The organism is Candidatus Poriferisocius sp., from assembly GCF_965204015.1.
Classification (GTDB): Bacteria; Actinomycetota; Acidimicrobiia; order Acidimicrobiales; family Bin134; genus Poriferisocius.
Genome location: NZ_OZ241965.1, coordinates 1,950,384 through 1,966,472, shown reverse-complemented (window position 1 = coordinate 1,966,472; position 16,089 = coordinate 1,950,384). Strand labels below are relative to the sequence as shown.

General features: G+C 63.5%; 17 protein-coding genes. 15 read left to right on the top strand and 2 right to left on the bottom strand.

Going from position 1 to position 16,089, the window contains the following annotated elements; all coding sequences use genetic code 11:
• Window positions 1-14: 14 nt before the first annotated feature.
• From ACOGJC_RS08770 to ACOGJC_RS08755, 4 genes are all read left to right on the top strand, one after another.
• Entirely contained in the window at window positions 15-2,114 is a 2,100-nt protein-coding gene (locus tag ACOGJC_RS08770) for a hypothetical protein (RefSeq protein WP_419848124.1), read from the top strand.
• Window positions 2,115-2,231: 117 nt separating this feature from the next.
• Complete coding sequence (locus ACOGJC_RS08765; RefSeq protein ID WP_419848123.1) at window positions 2,232-2,549, top strand: WhiB family transcriptional regulator; 318 nt, start codon at window positions 2,232-2,234, stop codon at window positions 2,547-2,549.
• Window positions 2,550-2,603: 54 nt separating this feature from the next.
• The gene (tatA, locus tag ACOGJC_RS08760) at window positions 2,604-2,783 is read left to right on the top strand and encodes a twin-arginine translocase TatA/TatE family subunit (RefSeq protein ID WP_419848122.1); all 180 of its coding nucleotides are present in this window, start codon (window positions 2,604-2,606) and stop codon (window positions 2,781-2,783) included.
• Window positions 2,784-2,795: 12 nt separating this feature from the next.
• Window positions 2,796-3,635, top strand: a complete 840-nt coding sequence (locus ACOGJC_RS08755; RefSeq protein ID WP_419848121.1) for a sugar phosphate isomerase/epimerase family protein — start codon at window positions 2,796-2,798, stop codon at window positions 3,633-3,635.
• Between the two features lie 9 nt (window positions 3,636-3,644).
• On the opposite strand, the gene ACOGJC_RS08750 is transcribed toward ACOGJC_RS08755, so the two are convergent.
• On the bottom strand, window positions 3,645-3,869 hold the full coding sequence (locus tag ACOGJC_RS08750) for a WhiB family transcriptional regulator (RefSeq protein WP_419848120.1): 225 nt from the start codon (window positions 3,867-3,869) through the stop codon (window positions 3,645-3,647).
• 187 nt (window positions 3,870-4,056) lie between these two features.
• Between ACOGJC_RS08750 and ACOGJC_RS08745 the strand changes: the two genes are divergently transcribed.
• The 11 genes from ACOGJC_RS08745 (at window position 4,057) to ACOGJC_RS08695 (ending at window position 14,965) form a co-directional block, all read left to right on the top strand.
• Entirely contained in the window at window positions 4,057-4,350 is a 294-nt protein-coding gene (locus ACOGJC_RS08745; RefSeq protein ID WP_419848119.1) for a hypothetical protein, read from the top strand.
• An 18-nt stretch (window positions 4,351-4,368) separates the two neighbouring features.
• Window positions 4,369-6,447 (top strand): polyphosphate kinase 1, encoded by a 2,079-nt coding sequence (gene ppk1, locus ACOGJC_RS08740; RefSeq protein ID WP_419848118.1) that lies wholly within the window; start codon window positions 4,369-4,371, stop codon window positions 6,445-6,447.
• Window positions 6,448-6,516: 69 nt separating this feature from the next.
• On the top strand, window positions 6,517-6,945 hold the full coding sequence (locus ACOGJC_RS08735) for an NUDIX hydrolase (protein ID WP_419848117.1): 429 nt from the start codon (window positions 6,517-6,519) through the stop codon (window positions 6,943-6,945).
• A gap of 150 nt (window positions 6,946-7,095) precedes the next feature.
• The gene (locus tag ACOGJC_RS08730) at window positions 7,096-8,142 is read left to right on the top strand and encodes a substrate-binding domain-containing protein (RefSeq protein ID WP_419848116.1); all 1,047 of its coding nucleotides are present in this window, start codon (window positions 7,096-7,098) and stop codon (window positions 8,140-8,142) included.
• A gap of 46 nt (window positions 8,143-8,188) precedes the next feature.
• Window positions 8,189-9,133, top strand: a complete 945-nt coding sequence (pstC, locus tag ACOGJC_RS08725; protein ID WP_419848115.1) for a phosphate ABC transporter permease subunit PstC — start codon at window positions 8,189-8,191, stop codon at window positions 9,131-9,133.
• Complete coding sequence (gene pstA / locus ACOGJC_RS08720) at window positions 9,133-10,089, top strand: phosphate ABC transporter permease PstA (protein ID WP_419848114.1); 957 nt, start codon at window positions 9,133-9,135, stop codon at window positions 10,087-10,089. The genes pstC and pstA overlap by 1 nt, the downstream gene beginning before the upstream one ends.
• Window positions 10,090-10,125: 36 nt before the next feature.
• Window positions 10,126-10,992 (top strand): phosphate ABC transporter ATP-binding protein PstB, encoded by an 867-nt coding sequence (pstB, locus tag ACOGJC_RS08715; RefSeq protein WP_419848113.1) that lies wholly within the window; start codon window positions 10,126-10,128, stop codon window positions 10,990-10,992.
• 15 nt (window positions 10,993-11,007) lie between these two features.
• Complete coding sequence (gene phoU, locus ACOGJC_RS08710; protein ID WP_419848112.1) at window positions 11,008-11,727, top strand: phosphate signaling complex protein PhoU; 720 nt, start codon at window positions 11,008-11,010, stop codon at window positions 11,725-11,727.
• Window positions 11,728-11,764: 37 nt separating this feature from the next.
• Window positions 11,765-12,937 (top strand): sensor histidine kinase, encoded by a 1,173-nt coding sequence (locus ACOGJC_RS08705; protein WP_419848111.1) that lies wholly within the window; start codon window positions 11,765-11,767, stop codon window positions 12,935-12,937.
• A complete protein-coding gene (locus ACOGJC_RS08700) occupies window positions 12,934-13,671 on the top strand; it encodes a response regulator (protein ID WP_419848110.1) in 738 nt (245 codons plus the stop codon). Before ACOGJC_RS08705 ends, ACOGJC_RS08700 begins: the two co-directional genes overlap by 4 nt.
• A gap of 10 nt (window positions 13,672-13,681) precedes the next feature.
• A complete protein-coding gene (locus ACOGJC_RS08695; RefSeq protein WP_419848109.1) occupies window positions 13,682-14,965 on the top strand; it encodes a hypothetical protein in 1,284 nt (427 codons plus the stop codon).
• Here ACOGJC_RS08695 and ACOGJC_RS08690 read toward each other — a convergent pair.
• The gene (locus ACOGJC_RS08690; protein ID WP_419848108.1) at window positions 14,904-16,082 is read right to left on the bottom strand and encodes a zinc-dependent metalloprotease; all 1,179 of its coding nucleotides are present in this window, start codon (window positions 16,080-16,082) and stop codon (window positions 14,904-14,906) included. The genes ACOGJC_RS08695 and ACOGJC_RS08690 overlap by 62 nt on opposite strands.
• Between the last annotated feature and the right edge of the window lie 7 nt (window positions 16,083-16,089).

Below are 16,089 nucleotides of genomic sequence, written 5' to 3'. Positions count from 1 at the left end.
AGTAGGTTGGCGGGATGCTTCGGAGATGGCGAAGAGGCCGCCGCCGGTCTGCTCATCGGGTGGCCTACTCCCGCTGGGATGGCACCCAGACCGGTTTCGACTTCTCCACCGCCGATCTGTTCTCCCAGATGAACGACGATCTCCTCTACCACGGCGACGTGAACGCCGCTTTGCGCCGGCTTCTCCAACAGGGCTTCGACGTCGACGGCCAGCGGGTTCAGGGCCTGCGGGAAATGATGGAGCAGCTCCGCCAGAGACGCCAGGAGCGATTGGAGCAGCACGACCTCGGCGGGGTCTACGACGACATCGCCCAGGAGCTGCGCGATGTGATCGACATGGAGCGCGACGCGCTCGATGGCCTCGCCGCCGAAGCGGCCGAATCAGGCGACGAGCGCCGGGCGGCCATCACCGAAGAGACCGTGGACCAGCGCCGGTTCCAGCTCGACATGCTGCCCCCCGATCTGGCCGGACAGATCAAGGAGCTGGAGAACTACCAGTTCACCTCGTCGGAGGCCCAGCAGCGGTTTGACGAGTTGGTGGAGCAGCTCCGCCAGCAGCTCATGCAGAACTACGTAAACCAGATGACCGACGGCATGAACAATCTCTCCCCGGAGGACCTGGCTCGGGCCAAGGACATGATGGCCGAGCTGAACAGCCTGCTGGAGAAGCGCCAGATGGCCGACGAGCAGCTCCCCTCAGACATCGACGACCCGGCCGAGCGCAACCGGATGCTGGACGAGCGCCTCCAATCCGACTTCGCCAGCTTCATGGAGCGCTTCGGCGACTTCTTCCCCGAGAACCCCCGCACGCTGAGCGAGCTGTTGGAGGTCATGGCCCGGCGCATGGCGGCCATGTCGGCCATGATGGCGTCGATGACGCCCGAGCAGCGGGCGCAGCTCCAGGGTTTGGCCGAACAGCTTTTGCAGGACATGGACCTTCGCTGGCAGGTGGACCAGCTGTCCCAGAACCTCCAGGCCATGTTCCCCGATGCCGGTTGGGACCGGTCGTACGACTTCAGCGGGGCTGATCCCCTCGACTTCGCCTCGGCCGCCCAGATGATGCAGGAGCTGGGCGACTTGGACCAGCTCGACAATCTGCTCCGGGGAGCCAACAACCCCGGAGCTCTGGCCGAGGTGGACATCGACCGGGCCCGGGAGCTTCTGGGCGACGAGGCCGCCCAGAGCCTGGAGCAGATGGCCGATCTGGCCAAGCTGCTGGAAGAGGCTGGATTGATCGAGAATCGGGAGGGCCGCTTGGAGCTCACCCCCCGGGCTATCCGTCGGATCGGCCAGAACGCCCTGTCGGACCTATTCAAGAAGCTCCAGCAAGACAGAGTGGGCCAGCACGCCATGGAAATGTTCGGCGGGGGACACGAGCGGGAGTACCACACCAAGCCCTACGAGTTCGGCGACCCCTTCAACCTGGACATCGAGCGGACCATCCGCAACGCCATCCAGCGCACCGGCGGCGGCACCCCGGTGGAGCTGTCGCCGGAGGACTTCGAGGTGGAGCGCACCGAGAACATCGTGCGGTCGTCAACCGTGCTCATGCTCGACCTGTCGCTGTCGATGCCCATGAGGGACAACTTCTTGCCGGCCAAGAAGGTGGCCATGGCCCTTCACTCTCTGATCAGCTCGCAGTACCCCCGGGATTTCCTGGGCATCGTTGGATTCAGCGAGGTCGCCCGGGAGGTCAAGCCCGAGCAGCTTCCCGAGGTGTCGTGGGATTTCGTGTACGGCACCAACATGCAGCACGGGTTCATGCTGGCCCGCCAGATGCTGGCCCGCCACAGCGGCACCAAGCAGATCATCATGGTCACCGACGGCGAGCCGACCGCCCATGTGGACGAGGACGGTCGCCCCTTCTTCTCGTACCCGCCGGCCCGGGCCACGGTGGACAAGACCCTGGAGCAGGTCATGCGGGCCACCCGGGAGGGGATACGAATCAACACGTTCATGCTGGATGCCACGTCGTACCTCACCAACTTCATCGAGCAGATCTCCAAGATGAACGGCGGACGGGCCTTCTTCACCACGCCGGAGACACTGGGCGACTACGTGCTGGTGGACTTCGTGGAGCACAAGCGGAAGCTGCTGGGCGCCCGTCGCCGCTGAGCATTTTCCCAGTCAGCGAAAGATTCCTCTTGCATTGGTAACTATTACCTGGCAGAGTTACCTTGTTGAAATTACAAGCGAGTCGTTTCCGCGACCGAGCAATCCAGGAGGGGTGCTATGAGACTGGTGGAGACAACTTCGAAGCAATCTGATGGGGGCGACGATGGCCGGGCGTGGCAAGCGCTGGCCAACTGCCTTGGAGTGGACCCTGATCTGTTCTTCCCGGAACGGGGGGCGTCCACCCGAGAAGCCAAAGAGGTCTGCCGGGCTTGCGTGGTGCGTGAGGAGTGTTTGGAGTACGCCATCGTGAACGGCGAGAAGTTCGGCATCTGGGGCGGCATGAGCGAGCGGGAGCGGCGCCGGGTCCGCCGGGCTCGGGGACTCACCCGAGTACGGGAACCGGTGACCGCGGTGGCCGACAGCTCTGGCGCTTGAACTCAAGCGCAGTTCGGCTGACACACCCAGACCATTTCGGGGTAGTCTGAGCGCATGAATCTCGGGGCAACGGAGCTGATCATCGTCTTGGTCATCCTGCTGGTTCTTTTCGGCGGGGCCAAGCTCCCCAAGCTGGCCCGCTCGCTGGGCCGAGCCCAAAAAGAGTTCAAAGAGGGCGTGACCGAGAATTCGAAGGTCGAGGACAAAGCGGACGAGAAGCCCAAAGACGCATAGCATCACCCCCTGATGTCGGCAACAACCTCTGAAGAACTGGTCATGTCTTTGGCCACGATGTCCGTCAACCCGTTTGAGTTGACCTTTGACCAGTTGGAATCATCGCTGGTCGCGACGGCGGATGCGGGTTATACCGGCATCAGCGTTTGGCCCTTCACCCTGGGAATGGCCGGCGTCGACGCCGCTTGGCTGGCTGATCGATTGGGGGAGCTTCACCTGACCCACCCCGTGGCTGAAGCGGCCTTCGGCTGGTTGAATGCCGATCGCGATGCCGCTGCCGCGGAAGTGGCCAATCTGAGCGAGTACGCCAACGCGGTGGGCAGCCGAGAAGTGGTGGCGGTCACCATGGAATCGACACTGCCCCCCATCGACGAAGTGGCCGCTTGTTTCAAGACCCTCTGTCAGTCCGCCGGCGACGCCGGATTGCAGGTCAGCATGGAGTTCTTGCCTTGGACGGGCATCCCCGACCTGGCCACTGCGTGGGAGATCTTGCAGCGGGCCGACTGCGACAACGGCGGCATCATGGTCGACACGTGGCACTGGTACCGCCAGCCCGGCGGTCCCAACCCCGACCTGCTCCGTCAGATTCCCTCAGAGTTCTTGCGAGTGGTTCAGCTTTGCGATGCCCCAGCCGAGCCTCCAGAGGACACGAACATTGCCACCGAGACCATGACCGCCCGGCTCCTTCCCGGCGACGGCGCGGTCGACTTCGCCGAGGTCCTGGGCATTGTCTCCGATGGCGGCGCCGAGCCCATATGGTTCCCCGAGGTGTTCAGCACCGCCCTGGCCGCGGCCGGCCCTCAAACCATGGCCCCCCAAGTAATGGCGGCCACCCGGTCCGTTCTGTCCTGAACGCCGTTGTCAAGCGGCCGCTTGACGAAGCAGACGTCGGCGTTCGCGTTCAGACCTGCCCCCCCACACGCCGTGCTTGATGCGGTTGCACAGGGCGTATTCCAGGCATGCTTCTTGCACAACGCACTCCTGGCAGATCTTTCGCGCTCTGTCCACCCCCATGCCGCTACTGGGGAAGAAGATGTTGGGCGACTTCCCAACGCATTTGCCGTGATCCATCCAACTCTCGTTCATGGGACCTCCATCGGTTACATGCCCCCACATGTAAGACGCCCCACATCGGCCAAGAGTTCCCTCCGCTCCTGAGATTCCTAGAACTCTCGACCGCCCGCCTGCTCATCATAGCCACAAGATGGGCATTCGGGATATCGACCCGATGCGGCTACAATGTCAAGGCCCCATTTCCTACAGGAGCGATGCGATGACTGACACCATAGATGCCCTGCCCGAGCCACCGGTTGGGCATGTGAAGGTGGTTTATATGGGTCCGGTGGCACCTCATTGGGACTTTATGTCTGACTTCGGCGATTCGGGTCACATCGAGCAGTTCAAGGTCCGGGCCGAAGCCCGCTTACTGCTGCTCCCTCCCCACGATCCGCAGTTCCGCCGGAACCGGGAGAGGGTCAATCGGGACGCCGAGCGGGAGAATCTGCTCATCGACTGGGATTTGGGATACGAAGAAGAAGAAGAGGAGAGGGAGTCAAACGGGGGGTAGGAGCGAAGGCTGCACGATATGGCATTGGAATCCATCGACATAGGAATCGACACAGAGGCTGAATCTGGGCGATTCATCAATCGCGAGCTGTCGTGGCTGGATTTCAACAGCCGGGTGCTGGCCCAAGCCGAAGACCCGTCGGTGCCCCTGTTGGAGCGGGTCAAGTTCTGCGCCATCTGGAGTTCCAACCTGGATGAGTTCTTTCAGGTTCGGGTGGCTGGCCTCAAAGACCAACTGGCCGGCCAGTTCGCCGGCACCACCCCCGACGGCCGAACCGCAGCCCAGCAGCTCCATGAGATCCGCATCGAGGTGGATGCCCAGATGGACCGAGCCGCCCGCTGCTTGAGCGGCTTGACCGTCGAGCTAGCCGACGCCGACATCGAGATTCTGAACTGGGACGACCTCGACGATGAGGATCGCAAGTTCTTGTCGGGCGAGTTCGACGACCGCATATATCCGGTGCTGACCCCTCTGGCAGTAGACCTCGGCCATCCGTTCCCCTACATCTCCAATCTGTCGCTGAGCTTGGGCGTGCTGATGATCGACCCGGCCGACGGCCACCAGCGCTTTGCTCGCCTCAAGGTGCCGGCCACCTTTGGGCGCTTTCTTCGACTTCCCGACGAGCATCGGTTTGTGCCCATCGAACAAGTAGTGGCCGCCCACCTCCCCACGCTGTTCCCCGGGATGGAGATCACCGAGACGGTGGCCTTCCGGGTTACCCGCAACGCGGATTTGGCCGTGGACGAGGGCGAGGCGCAAGACCTGCTGGCCGCGGTTGAGGTGGAGCTGCGCCGCCGCCGATTCCGCAGCGTGGTCCGTTTGGAGGTTGAGCACTTGGTGTCGTCTGAGATCCGCAACCTGCTGATCGACGAACTCGACATCGAGCGTGACGACGTTTACGAGGTGGACACGCTGCTGGAGTTGTCCAGCCTGTGGGATCTCTTTGTCGTCGACCGTCCCGACCTCAAGAACCCGGCGTGGAAGCCGGTCAATCCCCTTCCTTCGAAAACGACCGGCGATCAGCCAATAGACCTGTTCGCCCGCATCCGCGAGGGGGACATCCTGGTCCACCATCCCTATGACTCCTTCACCGCCACCGTGCAGGAGTTCATTTGGCAGGCGGCCAACGATCCCAAGGTCTTGGCCATCAAGCTCACGCTGTATCGAACTTCGGGGGATAGTCCGATCGTGCGATCGCTCATCCGGGCCGCGGAGAGCGGCAAGCAGGTGGCGGTGGTGGTCGAGTTGAAGGCCCGCTTCGACGAGGAGGCCAATATCGAGTGGGCCCGCCGCTTGGAGCAGGCCGGTGTTCACGTGGCCTATGGGCTAGTGGGCCTCAAGGTTCATGCCAAGACCTGCCTGGTGGTGCGGGAAGAGGCCGACGGGGTGCGCCGCTATTGCCATATCGGCACCGGCAACTACAACTCCATCACCGCCCGGGTGTACACCGACCTGGGTCTGTTCACCGCCGATCCCGAAATCGGGGTCGATCTGACCCAGCTGTTCAACTCCCTCACCGGCTACGGCCGAAATATCGAGTTCCGCCGCTTGGTGCCCGCGCCCCAGGGTCTCCGGCCCACAGTGACTGAGTTGATCCGCAACGAGGCGGCCCGCGGCCCCGAGGGCAGGATCATCATGAAGATGAACAGCCTGGCCGACGCCGACATGGTGGAGGCGCTTTACGAGGCCTCCCAGGCCGGGGTAGACATCGATCTGATTGTGCGGGCCATCTGCTGTCTGCGCCCCGGAGTGCCGGGCATGTCCGACACCATCCGGGTCCGCTCCCTCATCGGGCGCTACCTGGAGCACAGCCGCATCTACTACTTCGGCAATGGCGAGGACATCGGCGCCCCGGCGTACTACATCGGCTCGGCCGATCTCATGCCCCGCAACCTCAACCGCCGGATCGAGGCCCTGGTGGCGGTGGTCAACCCAGACCTGCGCCGACGGCTCGACCAGGTTCTGGAGATCAACCTCAAAGACGACACTCTGGCCTGGGATTTGCTCCCCGACGCCACCTGGCAGCGGGTCGCCAAGAACACGGATTTCGAGGCCCACACCGCGTTCGAGCAACTGGCCACGGCCGCGATTTCCTAGATTCCCGGTCCGTGCAGATCACGCGGGTATCCGCGTTTTCAGCGCATTCAAGCTCTACCGTTTACTCTCGTGCAGTTCGGAACGGTGGCGGTCATACTCGGCGGGGGCGGGCTCATCACCCGGCACCACGACGGCGAGTTGGAAGTTCTGATGGTCCACCGGCCCAAGCATCTCGACTGGTCGCTGCCCGCCGGCAAACTCGACCCGGGGGAGACGCTGGCCGAGTGCGCGCTACGCGAGGTGCATGAAGAAACGGGCTACGTCTGCGAGTTGGGCAGAGAACTCGACATGGTGGAGTACACCGATCGGCGGGGCCGGACCCGTCAGGTCCACTATTGGGAGATGGACGCCATCTCCGGCAGTTTCACCCCGGGTACCGAGGTAGACGCCATCGCCTGGGTGCCGCTGCTGGAGTCGTTGAACTACTTCACCAATGAGCGCGACCTCAAGATCGTGAGCGCCTTCTTGGCCCTGATGGGCGACAGCGTGTTGGCCTGAACGCCAGCCTGATTCTCGCCTCGCTAAACCTTTCGTCCCTGTTCACCTTCTGTTCAGACAGTCGCGGTTGGGCAGAAACCCGCCCCTCCTAGCTTTACGGCTGTCACTTTGCGCTGATCGGTGTGTTCGGCGGGTAGCCAAGGAGGAAGTGTGAGGCAAGCGAGACTGTTTGTGCTGATTATTGGGCTGTTGACGACGTTTGCACTGGTCGTCGCGGCTTGTGGCGGTGGCAACGGCGACGATGGTGGTGAACCAGCGAGCCAGCCTGGCGATGGGGGCAATGCGGATGGCGGGAGCCAAGGAAGCGGCAGTTCCGTTTCCGGCCGGGTGACGATCTCGGGTTCGTCCACGGTGGAGCCGATTTCAGTGCGGGTGGCCGAGCTCTTCGAGGACGTGCAGCCCGATGTGCGGGTGACGGTGGACGGCCCGGGCACTGGCGACGGGTTCAAGCTGTTCTGTGAGGGCGAGACCGACATCTCCGACGCGTCCCGTCCGATCAAGGAGTCCGAGGCCGCTGACTGCGCCGAGGCTGGAATCGAATATGTCGAGTTGCGGGTGGGCATCGACGGCATCGCGGTGATGACCGGTGAGAACAATCCCGTTGATTGCGTGAGCTTCAACGACATCTACGGCATGGTCGGCCCCGAGTCCACCGGCTTCGGGTCATGGTCTGACGCCGGTTCGCTGAGCGGGCTGGAAACGTCCAACCTGCCCGATGCCTCCTTGGACATCTACGGTCCGGGCGAGGAGTCGGGCACATTCGACAGCTTCGTCGAGATCGTGCTGGAGGACATCGCCGACGAGCGGGGCCAAGACGCCACCACCCGTCCCGATTACAACGCCAATGCCGATGACAACGTGATCATTCAGGGCATCCAGTCGGGCGACACCAGCTTCGGCTGGGTCGGGTTCGCCTTCGCCGCCCACGCTTCGGGTGTGAAGCTGCTCCAAGTCGATGGCGGCGATGGTTGCAAGAGCGCCAATGCCGACACCATTGCCTCGGGCGAATACCCGGTGTCGCGCGCGCTGTACATCTATGTGAACAAGGCCAGCGCGGCGGCCAGCCCGGCAGTGAGCGCCTACGTGGACTACTACATGAGCGACGACGGCCTGGGCACCGCGGTGAGCGAAGTGGGCTACGTGAACCTCACCGACGAAGCCAAAAGCGCCACTCGGGCCAATTGGTCTGGACGCTAAACCGGAGAAGCCAAGTGGCCGTGCCGGTGACCAGTAGCGTGTGGTCGTGAGCGACACCCGGGTCGATCCTGCCGAGGGATTCTCCGTTGAATCCTTAACGGCGAACCCCCGGCAGGCCCGCAAGGAGCGGCTCATCCGCGACTCCCTCGGAGTCACCGCGCTGGTGTCGGTGCTGATCTCCGGCCTGATCATCTGGTCGCTCTTCTCCGAAGCCTGGACGTTCATGGTCGAGGTGGACTGGGGCGCGGTGTGGGACATCGGCTGGTTCCCCCGAAGGGGTATCTACGACGTCAAGACGCTGATCGTGGCCAGCCTTATCGTCACCGGCATCGCCATGATTGTGGCTGGTCCGCTGGGCCTGGGCGCCGCCATCTACCTGTCGGAATACGCCCCTCCAGGGGTCCGCCGAACGCTGAAGCCGATCTTGGAGATCCTGGCCGGCATTCCCAGTGTGGTGCTCGGTTTCTTCGCTCTGGAGTGGATCGCCCCCAACGTGGTCAAGACCCTCTTCGGGGGACCGGCGGCCGGCTCGCTGTTGGCTGCCGGTATCGGTGTGGGGGTGCTGGTGATACCACTAGTGGCGTCGATCTCCGAGGACGCCATGAAAGCGGTGCCCATGTCGTTGCGGGAAGCCTCCTCGGGGTTGGGGGCCCGCAAGATCGCCACCACGGTCCGGGTGGTGCTGCCTGCCGCCGTCTCAGGATTGATGGCGGCGTTCATTGTGGCCGTCTCACGGGCTTTGGGCGAGACCATGGTGGTGTTCATGGCCGGGGGCGCGGCCCAAACCGCCGTCTACACCCATGACCCGCTGGACGGCAGCCTCACCATGACGGCGGGGATGACCTCTTTGGCCCGGGGCACCGACAGCGTGGTGGGTGAGGGCCTCACCTTCCAGAGCCTGTTCTTCGTGGGGCTGGTGCTGTTTGTGATGACCTTTGCCTTGAACTTGGTGGCCGACCGCTTCGTCCACCGGGTGAGAGAGCAGTACTGATGGCCAAGGCAAGGCTGATCGGCGATCGCACCAGCAAGGTGATGGTGCACGCCATGGAACGTCGGGCCGCTGACGTACGGGGCCGAATATTCCAGATCAGCTTGCTGACGACCCTGCTGATTTCGCTGTTCATCATCGGCGTGCTGATCGTGGACGTGCTGATCGACGCCTGGGGATTGCTCACCGGACGACCGGGGGGCTTCTTGTCTGGCACCATGCGCTCTCTATCCGACGATCCCAAGCTCGGCGTTCAGCAGGCTCTGGTAGGCACGTTCTGGATCGCCGTCTTCGTCGCCGTGCTGGCCTTCCCCATCGGTATCGGCGCGGCCATCTGGCTGGAGGAATACGCGCCCAGGAATCGGTTCACCCGGTTCATCGAACTGAACATCCGCAACCTGGCTGGGGTTCCCTCGATTGTGTACGGCCTGCTCGGGCTGTTCTTGTTCGTGAAGAGCCTGGGCGACCTCACCGGCGGCAAGTCCATTGCCGCCGCGGGCATCACGCTGGCCATCCTGGTGCTGCCCATCGTGATCATCACCGCCCAAGAGGCGATTCGAGCCGTGCCCCAAGGGTTGAAGGAGGGGGCCTATGGCGTGGGGGCCACCAAGTGGACCATGATTCGCAGCCAGGTGCTGCCCTACGCCGCTCCCGGCATCTTCACCGGAACGCTGCTATCGATGTCCCGCGGCATCGGCGAAGCCGCTCCGCTGCTTCTGGTAGGGGCGGTCTCCGGCCGGCTGGGTGGCAATCCGGGCTTCTTCGACCTCAGCGCCATCAACGCTGAGTCCTTTATGGCTATGCCAGTGATCATCGTCGAATGGGTGCAGAATTCGGGCCGTGATCCGGGCTTTGCCGAGGCCGCGGCGGCGGCCATTGTGGTGCTGCTGGTGTTCGTTATCCTGATGAATGCGGCGGCCATCTTGCTACGCAACCACTTCGAGAAGAAGAGAGGGTGATTCTTGGAAGCAATCTCTGGGAGTATGGCCACCGAAATGGTTGAGCCCGAAGCCACTCCACATCTCAGTTTGGACATTGATCGTGCCGGGCAAGCGGCTGCACCTGACGCGACCGGTGATCCGGTGTTCGAGGTAGAAGACCTGAACGTGTACTACGGCGATTTTCGGGCTGTTCAAGGGGCCACTTTCACGGTGTACGAACACGAGATCACCGCCATGATCGGTCCCTCGGGCTGTGGCAAGACCACAGTGCTGCGCTGCTTCAACCGGATGAACGACCTCATTCCCACCGCCAGGGTCGAGGGCCGGTTGAATTTCCGCAACGTGCCCCTTTACGACCCCAGGGTCGACCCGGTGGAGGTTCGCCGCCGCATCGGCATGGTTTTCCAGAAGCCAAACCCGTTCCCCAAGTCGATATACGACAACGTCGCCTTCGGTCCCCGGGTGACGGGGATGGCCAAGAAGAAAGGCGACTTGGACGACATCGTGGAGCGGTCGCTGCGCCGGGCCGCCCTGTGGGACGAGGTACACGACCGAATGAAAGACTCCGCGCTGGGGCTCTCGGGCGGACAGCAGCAGCGGCTGTGCATCGCCCGGGCGATTGCCGTCGATCCCGATGTGCTGTTGATGGACGAGCCGTGCTCGGCTCTCGATCCCATCGCCACTACCCGCATCGAAGATCTGATGCAGGAGATCAAAGACGACTACACCATCGTGATCGTCACCCACAACATGCAACAGGCCGCCCGCATCAGCAACCGCACCGCGTTCTTCACCGCCCAGCTCGACTCGGTCACTGACCAGCGGAGTGGTCTGCTGGTGGAATACGACCGGACCGAGACCATCTTCTCGAACCCCTCCGACGAGCGCACCGAGAACTACGTCACCGGCCGATTCGGCTGATCCGAGGAGGCCGCGATGGAGGAGCTCCGCAAGTCGTTCCATGAGGAGCTGGATGAGATCCAGGCAGGTATCGTTCGCATGGCTGCGCTGGTATCGGAGTCCATCCCCCGGGCCACCGAGGCTCTGCTGGAATCCGATTTGAAGCTGGCCCAGGAGCTCATCACCGCCGACGACGACCTCGACTACTTGTCGGTACACCTTGAGGAGCGATGCCATCAAGTGCTAGCTCTCCAGTCTCCCATGGCCAGTGACCTGCGGGCGCTCAGCACCGCCCTCCGGTTGAACGCCGAATTGGAGCGGTCGGGGGATTTGGCCGTCAACATCGCCAAGGCCACTCGGCGCATCTACGGCACCCGCTACGACGCCACCCTCCGGGGCCTGCTGGTGAGGATGAGCGAGGAAGCTTGCCGGCTGATGCGCTTGGCCATTGACGCCTACGTGGACGGAAATGCAGGACTTGCCGCCGCCCTAGACGACATCGACGACCAGCTCGACGCCCTTAACCGCGACTGTGTTCAGGCCGTGTTCCAAGCCCACAACGACGGCTCCATCGACCTCCAGGCCGCAGTCCAGCTTTGCTTGATCAGCCGCTATTACGAGCGCATCGGCGACCATGCGGTGAACATCGGCGAACGGGTGGTGTATATGGTCACGGGATGGCTTCCCGAATATACCGGGTCGGCCCGAGTGCAGGTTCGAGAGCAAGGCAGCCGCGACGAGATCGACGAGGAGTGATGTCGATGAGCCTGGTCTCCGCTAGGGGGGTGACCGGGTGATCGTGACGCTGGTTGTGGTGGCCGCAGTGGCGGGCCTCATTCTGGTGGGAGCGGTGGCATGGCGCGAACATCGGCACTTTGTGGTTGCCGAGGACAATCGCCGCCGCGACGATGAATTGCTCCGCCGCCAGCAAGGCGAGCTGTCGGAAAACGAAACCCGATTGCGTCTGTCGCTGGACACCATTTCCCAAGGGGTGGTCATCGCCGATCCAGCCGGCAATGTGCTGTATCGCAATCCCTTCGCCTTGCCCTACGCCGAAGCCCGTCATGGTGAGGCGTTGGTAGAGGCTGCGGTGGCCGAGCTCATGACTGAGGCGGCCCAGGGGAGAGTCGTGGAGCGGGAAGTCGAGTTGTTCGGCCCACCCCGCCAGACTTTGTTTGTCAGCGCCCTGCCCCTGCGACTCGACGGTCGAGACTACGGCTCGGTGGCTCTCATCGACGACATCACCGAGCCGCAGCGGCTGGATACGATGCGACGAGACTTCGTGGCGAACATCAGCCACGAACTGCGAACCCCGATGGGCGCGCTCAGCCTGTTGGCCGAGACCCTGGCGGGGGAGACCGATCCTGAGGTGGCCTCCCGGTTGGCGGCGAGGGTGCAGGCCGAGGCCATTCGGCTGTCCGACATCATGGACGATCTGCTGGAACTCAGCCGGATCGAGAGCAATGAGGCATCAGAGCGGGCCCCGGTTGCGATCCAGCATGTGATCAGCGATGCCCTCTCCCGGGCCAAACCCACCGCAGAGGAGAAAGAGGTTCCCATCGAAACCGCTCTCCCCGCTCTGGATCTGGTGGTCCGGGCCGACCGTCGGCAGCTCACCTCCGCGGTATTCAACTTGTTGGACAATGCGGTCAAGTATTCCGAGGCTGATCGACCGGTCAGGGTCACGACTCGGTTGGAGGGCGATTGGGTTGAGGTGGAGGTGCGCGATCAGGGTTATGGGATTCCCCCGCGCCACCAGGAGCGGATATTCGAGCGGTTCTACCAAGTGGACCGATCCCGAGAACGGACTGGAGGCGGTGTGGGGTTGGGTTTGGCCATCGTGCGCCATGTGGCCAATAACCACGGGGGAGAAGTCCGAGTGGAGTCCACCGAAGGGGAGGGCTCATCGTTCACACTGGCGGTTCCGATGGCCGACCTCCTGCAACCCAACGGGGCGCAACCATGAGCGGGTCGGCGCGGGTTCTCATCGTTGAAGATGAGGAGTCGTTCGTCGAGGCGCTGACGGTGGGGTTGGCCCGCGAGGGCTTCACCGTGAACGTGGCCCGTGACGGCAAGGAAGCCCTCGATTTCTTCAATGCGTACTCCCCCGACATCGTGTTGCTCGACGTGATGCTGCCCCTGGTCTCCGGGATTGATGTCTGCCGTCAGATCAGGGCTCGCTCCCAGGTGCCCATCATCATGGTCACCGCCAAAGGCGAGGAGATCGACGCAGTGGTCGGCTTGGAAGTGGGGGCGGACGACTACGTGACCAAGCCGTACCGCTTGCGGGAGTTGATCTCACGGATGCGCTCGCTTTTGCGGCGATCCCGGTGGACGGCCGAGAGCGAGGCATTCCGGGGAGACGTCATCGAGGTGGGCGACGTGGCCGTCGATCCTGAGCGCCATGAGGTGTTCGTGCGGGGTGAGCAGATCGAGCTCCCGCTCAAGGAGTTCGATCTATTGGAGCTGCTGTTGACCAACGCGGGACGGGTATTGACCCGCGACGCGCTGATCGACCAGGTATGGGGCAGCGACTATGTGGGCGACACCAAAACGCTCGATGTCCACGTCAAAAGGCTTCGATCCAAAATCGAGGACGACCCCTCCAATCCCTGCCGCATCGTGACCCTCCGCGGCCTGGGCTACAAGTACGCCACCGGCGTCCCGGCGGAGTCCGCGCCGTCAAAATCCCCGCCATAATGTTCAATAAGTGATCAATACCTCGTTCTTGCGGCTGGTCCGGGTTCATGCCCTCGGCGCCGCGGGCGACGCAATGATCGCGGTCGCGTTGGCGGGGTCGCTCTTCTTCTCCATCGATCCCAGCGCAGCCCGGGTTCGGGTCACCCTCTACCTGCTGTTGACGATGGCCCCGTTTGCGGTGGTCGGGCCGCTGATCGGCCCGGCCATCGACCGGATTCGGGGCGGGCGGCGGAACATGATCATTGCGGTCAACGTGGGGCGGGCCTTCTTCGCTTTCCTGATGATCTCCAACATGGACTCGCTGCTGCTGTTTCCCCTCTCCTTTGCCATGCTGATCCTTCAGAAGAGCTACGGCGTGACCAAGGCCTCCATGGTGCCGCTCATATTGGTCAACGAGAAGCAGTTTGTGGGAGGCAACGCCCGCTTGGCGTTGGTGGGCAGCGTCTGCGGACTGATCGGCGCAGGCCCGGCGCTGCTGGCCAACCTGTTGGGCGGCGCTCCGTGGACGGTGGGCCTAGCCATGGTGGTGTTCATCATGGCCGCCTTGGCGTCGCTCACGCTGCCCAAGGCCCAAGCCGTGCCTGAGCCGGTGGACGATCAGGAGTGGAGCAAGCTTCGCGGTGTGGGTATCCGCAAGGCGGCGTCGGCCACCGGCACGCTGCGGGGCATCGTGGGGTTCATGACGTTTCTGGCCGCCTTTGCCCTCCGGGGAGGTGCCGACGACGTGGATCTCTCCGGGGTGGGGACCGCGTTCGGTGCCGGCATTCGCCACGCATTGCAAGGCGATGTGGCTTCCGACGCCAGTCCGGCTTGGAAGCTGGGATTTGTGGCCGCCGCTTTGGTCGTCGGCTTTTTCACCGGCTCGCTTCTGGCCCCCAAACTGCGGGACCGGATTCGAGAAGAGGTAATCATCGCCACCGCGCTGGCTGGGCTGTTCCTTGTCGGGCTGCTGGCCGCGTGGGGAGGGGGCTTCGGCTCAACCCTCTTGCTGGCCCTGGGGGTGGGGATCACCGCCAGCGCCGGCAAGCTCTCGTTTGACTCCATCGTGCAGCGCGACTCCGAGGGCGCCAATCACGGCCGCGCGTTTGCCGCCTTTGAGACCCGATTCCAGGTCTTCTGGGTGGTGGGCGCCCTCATACCAGTGGTCATCCCCATTCCCGCCCGAGTCGGCTTCATTTTGATCGCTCTGGCGGCTGCGGCTGCGGCGGTGCTCTTCTGGCTGCGGCGAGCTCCTACTCAGGAAGGTCGATCCGGGCCAGCCACAGACCAGGGGCATCAACCTCAGCAGGCGTAGGCAGTTCTCGGGCCGAGCGCCAGAGCCGGGCCAGGCCTTCGGCCCCCGCCCGCTCCACCACCCCGCTGGCAAAGGCCGCTCCTCGGTCGTACTGGTCCTGGGAGAGTTCGAGGCCGAACATCCGCTCGATGAAGCGATCGGCCGCCTCGGCGGTGACCCGCCGCCTCCGCAGGGCTTCGCTGAGGCGCTGGTACGAGCCGATGAGCCCGCGTCCGATGCTGTCCATGGTCCAGTCGACGTAGCCGGCGATTACCGTTACCAACGCCGTGATCTGCGGGAGCAATACCCGCTGGGCCGGTGATTGGACAGCCCCCAAGATCACCTCGGGGTCGCCCAGCACCGACTGGAGGCCGCTCAGTGAATCAGCGTTGGCAAGATCGAGGTCGCTCAGCCGGCTTTCCAGCGCGTCGGGATCGGCCTCGAATCCCCTCACGTAATCGGCCAGCAGTTCGTCGATTCGCTGGCGCACATGGGGTATGGAGAGCACCGCATGATGGGTCAGCTCGCTCAGGCATACCCAAAGCCGCAGGTCAGATGGATCCAAGCTCCACTCATCAGCCAACGCGTCGATGTTGGCTGGCACCACCATGAGCTCTGAGCCGTCACGGGGTATGGGCAGGTCGTACTGGCCGAGGCTCCGGCGGGCGAGATTTCCCACCATGCTGCCGGCGGTCATGCTCATCATGACCGGGCCGATCATCTTCATGATCTGGCCGAACATGGCCTGAGCGGGATCGGTGGGCGTCTCCTCATCCTCAGTTCGGCTCGACACACTCCCAATGGGCTCCAAGAGATCCCGGTAGGCGTCAAGGGTGGCGGTGGCCCATTGCGCTCTGGTCACGGGCACAATCGACGCAGTTTGTCCGGCGCGGGTAATCGACAATCCGGTGACATTGGCCACATGAAGTTCGGCCACTCGAGCCAGTTCACCCAGGGCGATGCGGTCAGCAGGGTCGACATTGGGCTCAGACAGCGAGTCGGTGGCCAAGGCCACCGCGAACTGGCGGGCGGTCTCCCAGGTGGAAGACGCCTGTTGGGAGAAGAGCTTGCCCAGATCCCCGAAGATCGGCAGACCCTTGAAGGGATTGAATTCGTCGGGTGAGTCAGGGCCATCCACGCTGATT